General features: G+C 50.5%; 7 protein-coding genes. All 7 read left to right on the plus strand.

Annotated features, from left to right (window positions below; all coding sequences use genetic code 11):
* Positions 1–82: 82 nt before the first annotated feature.
* A complete protein-coding gene (locus B5D58_RS08945) occupies positions 83–679 on the plus strand; it encodes a DUF6088 family protein (RefSeq protein WP_041356830.1) in 597 nt (198 codons plus the stop codon).
* Positions 672–1,694, plus strand: a complete 1,023-nt coding sequence (locus B5D58_RS08950) for a nucleotidyl transferase AbiEii/AbiGii toxin family protein (protein ID WP_011112600.1) — start codon at positions 672–674, stop codon at positions 1,692–1,694. Before B5D58_RS08945 ends, B5D58_RS08950 begins: the two co-directional genes overlap by 8 nt.
* Positions 1,695–1,935: 241 nt before the next feature.
* Entirely contained in the window at positions 1,936–5,439 is a 3,504-nt protein-coding gene (locus B5D58_RS08955) for an O-linked N-acetylglucosamine transferase family protein (protein ID WP_074671265.1), read from the plus strand.
* Positions 5,414–6,163 (plus strand): FkbM family methyltransferase, encoded by a 750-nt coding sequence (locus B5D58_RS08960; protein WP_011112602.1) that lies wholly within the window; start codon positions 5,414–5,416, stop codon positions 6,161–6,163. The genes B5D58_RS08955 and B5D58_RS08960 overlap by 26 nt, the downstream gene beginning before the upstream one ends.
* Before the next feature lie 300 nt (positions 6,164–6,463).
* On the plus strand, positions 6,464–7,477 hold the full coding sequence (locus B5D58_RS08965) for an SIR2 family protein (RefSeq protein ID WP_011112603.1): 1,014 nt from the start codon (positions 6,464–6,466) through the stop codon (positions 7,475–7,477).
* 9 nt (positions 7,478–7,486) lie between these two features.
* Positions 7,487–9,220 carry an ATP-binding protein gene (locus B5D58_RS08970; RefSeq protein ID WP_011112604.1) on the plus strand — a complete coding sequence of 578 codons (1,734 nt, stop codon included), beginning with the start codon at positions 7,487–7,489 and terminating at the stop codon, positions 9,218–9,220.
* Between the two features lie 125 nt (positions 9,221–9,345).
* Positions 9,346–9,624, plus strand: a 279-nt coding sequence (locus B5D58_RS08975; RefSeq protein ID WP_143779552.1) for a transposase, incomplete at its 3' end; no start/stop codon positions are given.

Here is a 9,624-nt window from a genome sequence, read left to right on the forward strand (position 1 = left end):
TTCTGTCACCAGATTCAGCGGAGTCATGTAGCTTTTAGGATGTCAGAAACTAATGTACTATTTCTTACATAGAGAGATATCCATGAACACACTGCCCGAGACCATCCTGCAACAAGCACGATCTCTCCAAGAGGGAGGTATTCTGTCGCCCAGGGAATTCCTGCACCTGGGAAGCCGGTCGGCGGTAGATCAGGCATTTTCCAGACTGGCCAAGGCCGGTAGACTACTGCGCGTGGCGCGTGGCACCTACGCCATCCCGGTTTCCAGCCGGTTCGGCTCACGCGCTCCCGCTCCCGAGAAAGTCATCAGGGCGCTGGCCGAACAAAGCGGTGAAATCGTCGTACCACATGGCGCCAGCGCGGCCAATGTCCTGGGCCTGACGCAGCAGGTACCCATCCGCGAGGTCTATCTGACCTCCGGACGCACCCGAAAGCTGAAGCTCGGCCGCTCGGAAGTGCTCATCAAGCACGCCCCGCGCTGGATGCTGGCGCTGGGTACACGACCAGCCGGCGCGGCCGTGCGCGCACTGGCCTGGATTGGACCCACACACGCTGGCAAGTCGCTGGCATCGCTGCGCCGTATTCTTCCTCTCCCCGAATGGCAAGCGTTGATCTCAGCGCGAGCAACGCTGCCCGGCTGGATGGCACAAGCCATCGGCGAGGAAGCCGCGCGTGGCTGAATATTTCTTTGACCTGAACAAAAGAGATCAACGCGAAGCGCTGGAATACGGGCGGGCCGAAACCGGCCGCCCCATTCACCTGCTTGAAAAGGATATATGGGTAGTGTGGGCGCTGCGCGCCCTGTTCGTATCACCGTTGTCGGCCGACTTGACATTCAAGGGTGGCACATCACTGTCGAAGGTTTACAAGCTCATCGACCGCTTCTCCGAAGATATCGACCTGACCTGCGACATCCGCAAGCTGATCCCGGACCTGGTCGGCAAAGGCGACGAACTGCCGGCCAGCCGCAGCCAGGCTGGCAAGTGGACGCAGACCGTGCGGCATCGGCTGCCAGACTGGATCATGCAGAACGTGCAGCCAGTGGTTCAAGCGGCCCTGGTCCGCGAGCAACTGAACGCCCGATTGGAACTCGGCGGCTCAGACAACGACAAGCTGTTCCTGCACTACCCCGCTCTGGCGCAAGGCACGGGATACGTAGCGCCTGTCGTCACACTGGAGTTCGGCGGCCGCGCCACTGGCGAGCCGCACCAGGTATTCCCGATTACTTGCGACATCGCCGCACATCTGGCTGACGTGTCGTTCCCCATCGCGTCACCGCTGGTCATGAGCGTCGCGCGTACCTTTTGGGAGAAGGCCACTGCTGCACATGTGTTCTGCGCACAAGGCCGCATTCGCAGCGAACGCTACGCACGGCATTGGCACGACCTGGCCGCGATCGCACGCAGCCCGCATTTCGCAGCCGTAATTGCGGATCGTACGGTGGCAATCGCTGTTGCCCGCCACAAGTCATACTTCTTCATCGAGAAAGATGCAGATGGCCAAGCCATCGACTACATAGCCGCGACCACAGGGCATCTGAAAATCGTCCCCGAGGGCGAGGCCAAAGCCGCACTCGCCAGGGACTATGCGGCCATGCTGGCCGATGAAGTGATGGTGGGCAATGCCTTATCCTTCGATGCATTGTTAAAGGCATGTGCCGACCTCGAAGCCAGGGTGAACAGGGCTGCCTTGTAGCGACAACAGGATCAACAAGGACTGCCTGGGAGAGCTACGCGTGTTTCACGATTGCAGATAGAGAACTTCCGCGGCATCAGGAAAGCGGAGCTTCATTTTTCGGGCCATTGAATCGCCCCGGGGCGATTCAGAAGTGCTCACAAATAACCTGAAATTATCGGGTTAATCAGCACTTTTGCGGGATCACCCAGCTGATAGATTGCAGAGCATAACTGTTACTGCTTTTTATCAGGAGCCAAACGTGCCAACCCATTCCCTATCTGATTACACCAGCTGGATCGAACGCACCTGGCAGGGCCAGGTTTCCTTTACCGAGCTGGTCACTTACGCTGAAACGTTAAATTCACATCCCGCGCTGTGCGCTGCACTCTACCGCACCTGGCTGCAGCGTAATACAGGCGTTTTCAACAGCGTTGCCTGGTTCAATCTCGGCGTTATTCTTTTTGCTGAAAATAACCTGATTGATTCGATTGAAGCTTTCCAGAAGGCACTGGCGCTTAGCCCGGCTTTCCCCCAGGCCCGTATCAATCTCGGACTGGCGCTTGAACGCCAGGGCAATGCAGAAGCCGCCATTGAACAATGGCAGGCAGTTGTTGAGAACGCCATCACGCCGGAAGCTGATCAAAATACCGGGCCAAACCAGGCAGATCAGATAAAAAACCTGACCATGGCGCTCAACAACATCGGGCGCCTGCAGGAAACCCGGCGGCAATATCAGGCAGCCACTCAGGCGCTGGAAAAAAGCCTGCAGCTTGACCCTGATCAGCCGGATGCCATCCACCACCTGATTTTTCAGCGCCAGAAACAATGCCAGTGGCCGGTTTACGCACCAGTGGGCAAGGTCACAGAAGCGGTATTGCATGAACACACCTCGGCGCTTGCCATGCTGAATATCTCGGATGCCCCGGAAGCCCAGCTTACCGCTGCCCTGAACTACAGCCGCCGCAAGATTCCGGCTGATCTGCCTCGGCTATCCCCTGCCAATGGTTACCGCCACGACAAGATTCGAGTTGCCTATTGCTCCAGCGATTTTTGTACTCACCCGGTTGCCATGCTCACGGTTGAACTGTTTGAGCACCACGACAAAAACCGCTTTGAAACCTATGCTTTCTGCTGGTCGCCGGACGATGGTTCAACCTTGCGCCAGCGTATTCTTTCTGCCGTGGATCATTACATTCCCGTGCACGGCAAAAGTGATGACGAAGTTGCCCAACTCATCCGCCAGCACGAGATTGATATTCTCATCGATCTGCAAGGCCAGACTAGCGGCGCTAAAACCCGCATGCTGGCCATGCGCCCGGCACCTATGCAAATCACCTATCTGGGCCTGCCGGCCACTACGGGTTTGCCGGGAATTGATTATGTCATCGCCGACCGCTACCTGATTCCCGAAGAATATGCCCGCTTCTACAGCGAAAAACCGCTCTATATGCCGGATGTCTATCAGGTTAGCGACCGCAAGCGCGAACACAGCCCCGCCCCCACCCGCAAGGATTGCGGCCTGCCCGCGCGCAAGTTTGTGTTCTGTTCCTTCAACAACAACCACAAATACACACTGGAAGTGTTTACCACCTGGATGAACATTCTGCGCCGCGTTCCCAACAGCGTGCTGTGGCTGCTGGCGGACAACCCCTGGGCCAGGGAAAACCTGCAAAAACAGGCCAAAGCACAGGGCATTGACCCGAAACGACTGGTATTTGCCGAACGCACCATGCCAGCCGATTATCTGGCGCGCTATTTGGTTGCTGACCTGTTCCTCGACACTTTCCCCTTCAATGCCGGCACCACCGCTAATGATGCGTTATGGATGGGCCTGCCGGTGCTGACCATGAGTGGACGTTCCTTCGCTTCCCGCATGGCAGGTGCACTGCTGACTGCCGCCGATCTACCTGAACTCATCACTCATGATCTGCAAACTTATGAAGATAAAGCGGTAGCCCTGGCTGCAGATGCCAAAGCGCGCAAAACCATGCGCCAGAAACTGGCGCTGGCCAAAGAAAGCGGCCCGCTGTTCGATTCGCTGCGCTTTACCCGTAATCTGGAACAGCAATACATCGCGCTCGTCAGTGAACTGCAAAACCCGTCTCAGCACATCAATATCAGCGCACAACCTGAACCGACAAAATTGGGAGAGCCGGCACAGCCCAACCCAATCATCGCTACTGTTCAGGAGGCAGAAGCACTGCAAGCCAGGGGAGATACACAAGGCGCTATCCAGCTCTACCGCCAGTGGCTTGAGCACGCCCATTCAGGAGATGAATGGATAGCCCAGTTCAATCTGGGTGTACTGCTGAGAGACGGGGGAGATATCACAGGTGCACAACAAGCCTTTCAGGCTGTGTTGAAGCAAAAACCGGATTTCGTACAGGCAAGAGCGGCGTTAGGGAAATTACCGGCGCCGGTGACAACCGAGAGCCAGAAACACGGGGCAATCATTGGCCCACTACAAACCAACTCTCCAATTAGTACAAAGAGCAAGGAGCAGATAACGCAGATTTTTTCAGAAACGCCTAAGATCAAGTTGCTGGTCGAGGGGTGGAGAGGAATAAACCATTCGTTTGCCTTGGTAAATCAATACCATCTGTACGAGTGGATGCGATCCAGTCAATTACATATTTATCATCGCGATATGCCCTTGCTCTTCTCGCATTGGGAAACGAACAAGAACAGGGGTAATACAGGGCTTCCGGGAACATACAGCCAGCGACTAGCACAAGTTCAGCACTGGAGTGGTCAGACCTATGATGCATGTTTCCGTATCTATTCACCGGTCACATTGGCGCCGGATGACAAACATCCAGTTTCTACATTCCTCGTAACAGAGCTCGGATTGGATGAAACGCAAATTGCTCATTTCAGACCCAATCTCAAGGCCTATTTCAATATGGGAGGAAACATTGTCACTCCATCTCATTGGTCAAAAGAAAGAATTATTGAAGCTGGCATACCAGCTGAGCATATCCATCTTATTTCCCACGGTGTAGCCTCAAATATCTTCCATCCAATGCATTCAGATGAACGTGCCATTCATCGCCAACGCTTGGGATTTGATCGTGAGGCAGTTATTTTCCTCAATGTAGCTGCTCCGATATGGAACAAGGGACTGGATCTCTTGATTCAGGCTTTTGTCCAGTGTTTCCATCAGAATCCTCATACCAGGCTGCTCATCAAAGATCAGCAGGCTGTTTATGGTATCAGCACCAAGGATACAGTTTTACGCGAGATAACACTGCTGGGTGAAAGCAAAAATGAATCCTTGCTGAATGCCATCCGAGTTATTCCGGATCTGAATCTGCTCCAACTCAGAGAGTTATATTGTATCGCCGACTACTATGTTTCGCCGTACCGTGCCGAAGGTTTCAATCTGCCTGTTATTGAAGCTCTTGTGTGCGGCACGCCAGTCATTGTTACAGAAGGCGGCGCCACACAAGATTTTTGCAGCGAAAAAAATGCCTTGTTCATTGAGGCTGTGCCTTACAGAAATGTCAAAATCAACGACAGGCACGTTAATGCTTATCAGGCCCCCATTCTGGACTCACTAATTACTCATCTAAATGTATGCGCACAGGATAAGCCTTTCTCCGAAAGCCAACGTCTGCAGAATGCGGCATCTATTGCCAAGAATTTTACCTGGGCAAAAGCGGCTGACACGATTTCCCGATTGTTCACGCAATCAAATGATTGCAATACCAGCACATCTCAAATAACTGGAGCCTTACATGAAGAACCCCAATACTGTAATTAGCTCTGACTACGGTCCAATCATTATTAACCTGAACGACAATGCAATTGGACGGCAAATCAGCCAATATGGATACTGGGCAACAGATGACATCAATATCATCAATACCTTAGTTAATGTTCAGTTAGATAAATTTGGCCAAATCATGTTCTACGATGTAGGTGCGAATATCGGCACGCATTCACTAGCAATTGCCAAAACTCATCCCGATACAGTTGCTATTCGGGCATTCGAAGCACAGCGGCAAGTATTCAATATGCTGTGCGGCACTATGGCAATCAACGGGCTTTCGAATGTCCATTGCCACCATAATGCCATTAGTGAAAAAATCGGAGATTTTATTGACATCCCCATACCAGACTATAACAGCGCCAACAACTTTGGAAGCTTAGAGCTAATCCCACCAAAAAACTCCGACAACCAAGGCATCATCCATAGCGGAAAAATGGAAAGTGTCAAAACATTATCAATTGATTCATTCAATGAAAAAGTTGATTTTATCAAAATGGATATTGAAGGGATGGAAGACAAGGCGCTCTTGGGAGCAATCAACACAATCGAACATCATCGGCCAATTCTCTTCCTCGAAATCCTGAAAACAGATGTTAATTTTGTTATGACCTTTCTGAGGGAAAGAGGTTATCTCGGATTTCAGAAATCATTTGATCTGATCGCCATACCGATTGAATATCAACTACAAGTCAATGGCACAAATCGGGTTTTCTGAAAATTATTTGTATCTGTTGCCACAGGCCATACTGAAAGTAAGAAATATAATTACAAAGTGGATTAATCAGTTGCAATGACGGGAAATTTATTCTCATTTGTGCCACAACCACCAGCATTTTTATGAGACCACAGACTGTAGAGCCAACAGTAACCCACTAAATACAACCCCTTTTCAAAGCTTAAATGGCAGCACTTACACCTTATTCTCCCTCGTATCTGTTTGATGATCGAGAGCTTGCATCCGAGTTGAATGACAAGCGCAGTTTTAAGCATCTAAACGATAAAAAGGGAGAAGGCTTTGTTTGACGTTAATTACGAAAAACAAGCTCAGGACTATTACAGCAAGGCCCCCATCATAATTTTAGGTAGTGGTGCCTCGGCTACGCATGGAATGCCTGGCATGCGGGGGCTTGCGCAACATCTGACCGACAAAACCGATGTTTCAGGACTGTCTGATGCTGAGATGGAGCCTTGGAGGAGCTTTTGCCGGACACTCACAGATGGTGTGGATTTGGAATCGGCACTCCGCCAGGTAGCCGTATCTGAAGAGCTGACTTGCAGGATCATAAATTCCACTTGGTCACTTATCAACTCTGAAGATGCTGCAATCTTCAAGAATAGCTTGCAAAACAGCTCGATGTTCCCGCTGAGCCGTCTGCTTGAACACATGTTCAAAACAAGCCTAAAAAAAATAAATATTGTCACTACAAATTATGATCGCTTGGCAGAGTATGCATGCGACCAAAGCAGAATTCATCACTACACTGGATTTACTCACGGATTTTTCCGCCAACTGGCCACGCCCGATGAATTAACCTGCTCACGCAGAGTGAATATTTGGAAAGTACATGGATCTCTCGACTGGTTTCAGTCGCCACTAGAAGACACCATCGCAATTTCAGGCGCACAAGAAATTCCTGAAAATTACAGCCCACAGATTGTGACACCTGGCACGCAAAAGTACCAAAAGACGCACCTTGAGCCATTTCGCTCCATCATAAATAACGCCGACATAGCTATTAATGAGGCGGGTTCATACTTGTGCATCGGGTATGGATTCAATGATGAGCATGTTCAGCCAAAACTTATGGCTAAATGCCAGCGACAGGGGGCGCCAGTCACCATTATCACATACGCACTTTCCGATTCGACTAAAAAACTTATTCTTGGCGGCAAAGCACAAAATTATTTAGCGATAGAGCGTGGGGCGACAGATGGCCAGTCTGTTGTCTACTCTTCTCTGAGCAGTTCTTCGTTCACAGTAGAGAAGAACATCTGGAGCCTTGAAGGCTACTTATCACTCATCATGTAGAGAGGGCATATGCCAATATTCAACTTTAGGGATGAAGAAGCGCTCGGGAAGGTTGCTTCCGTTGATACCACGAATGTAATTGTGGATGTGGAGAATGTCGCTCATCTAAAAAGGTTACAGGTTAATCATCTCGCCGTGCTTCAGAGCAGCAGGCCTGGGCAGCACCTCATTGGCCTTATTACGCAGGTGACTAGAAAGCGAGGCATCGAAAATATTTCCGATGATGGAATCGTCGACCAAAATTCAGAATTGAATCTGTGTCGCATTGCCTTAATTGGAACCATGCTAGATCGCGATGGCTCCAAGGAGAATGTTTTTCGTCGAACAATCGAAAGTGTTCCCGAAATAGATGCCAACTGCTTTTCGCTCGAAGGCGAGAACCTCACTGGATTTATGCGCACGCTCTCCAGCGTTTCAGCGGAAGGAAATGCCTTGACGCTAGGGAAGTACACGTTGGATGAGAATGCAGTAGCCTACCTTAATGGTAATAAATTTTTCCAGCGCCATGCCTTTATCGGAGGAAGTACAGGTTCTGGAAAGTCTTGGACAACTGCCAAAATTATTGAGCAAATGTCAGGGCTTTCTACAGCGAATGCCATTGTCTTTGACCTTCATGGCGAATACTCTCCATTGACAGGGCCAGGCATTCAGCACTTCAAGGTTGCAGGGCCGGCAGATGTTGAAGCCAAACGCACCATCTCTGATGATGTGCTTTATCTTCCTTATTGGCTGCTTTCTTATGAGGCGCTAGTTTCCATGTTTGTGGATCGTAGCGATCAGAATGCCCCTAACCAAGCTATGATAATAGCTCGCGAGATCAATCAAGCGAAAAGAAAGTACCTTGAGGACAATGGGCAGCAGGCGTTACTAAAGCACTTTACTGTTGATAGCCCAGTTCCATTCGATCTCGATTTCCTTATGGAGCGATTGAATTCGATTAACGTCGAGATGGTTCCCGGCGCTAAAGCTGGAACCGAAAAGCAAGGCGATTTCTTCGGAAAGCTCGCGCGCATGATTTCCAGGCTTGAGAACAAAATTTCCGATAGGCGTCTCGGATTTATGTTCAACGGTGGCGGAGACATTCTTGACTTCGCTTGGCTTGAGAAGTTTGCCAATGCTGCTCTCGGAAGCACGGGCGAGAACGGCAAGGCAGGTATCAAGATCATCAACTTCTCTGAGGTTCCCTCGGACGTTCTTCCCCTGATAGTCTCCCTTGTTGCACGAGTCACATTTTCGGTGCAGCAGTGGACTCCATCAGAGCTTCGCCATCCCATTGCGCTTCTCTGTGATGAAGCTCACCTCTATATGCCCCAGCGCAACATGGCAGATTCCGCAGACGATATTTCATTGGATATATTCGAGCGCATCGCGAAAGAAGGACGAAAATATGGCGTCAGCTTGGTTGTAATCAGTCAGCGTCCATCCGAAGTAAACAAAACGCTGCTTAGCCAGTGCAGCAATTTTGTATCTATGCGTCTGACTAATGCCGAAGATCAAGGCGTTATCAAACGCCTTCTCCCCGACAGCCTTGGCGGCTTCAGTGACATCCTTCCCACACTCGATACTGGTGAGGCTTTGGTTGTCGGCGATGCCAGCTTATTGCCAAGTCGCATCAGAATCGACGAGCCACAGAACAAGCCGAATAGCGGAACTGTGAACTTCTGGGATGAATGGCAGAAGCCAGTCAAAGACAATCGGCTATTGATTGCCGTCGATAACTGGCGCAAGCAAAACATCCAATAGCGATCTATTTAAATAACCAAAAAACTTTACCATTGTTTTCTGAGTTGGCACTACTTTGACCTGCCCCATCAGAAGTGAATCGCCCCGGGTTTTGAGGAGGCTCCAACTTTTGAGAGAATGGAGCCATGAGCAATCAAACAAAGTTTTCCCCTGAAGTTCGTGAACGATCTGTTCGTCTGGTACAGGAACATCGAGGCGAATATCCATCGCTATGGGCGGCGGTTGAATCAATTGCACCCAAGATTGGCTGTGTGCCCTCCACGTTGCTGGAATGGGTTAAACGTAGCGAAATTAACAATGGCGCACGCGAAGGTCTGACAAGCAGTGAACGTGATCGCCTCAAGGCGTTGGAGCGTGAGAACAGGGAACTGCGCCGAGCCAATGAGATATTGAAAACAGCCAGT

Source organism: Nitrosomonas europaea (assembly GCF_900167395.1).
Classification (GTDB): domain Bacteria; phylum Pseudomonadota; class Gammaproteobacteria; order Burkholderiales; family Nitrosomonadaceae; genus Nitrosomonas; species Nitrosomonas europaea.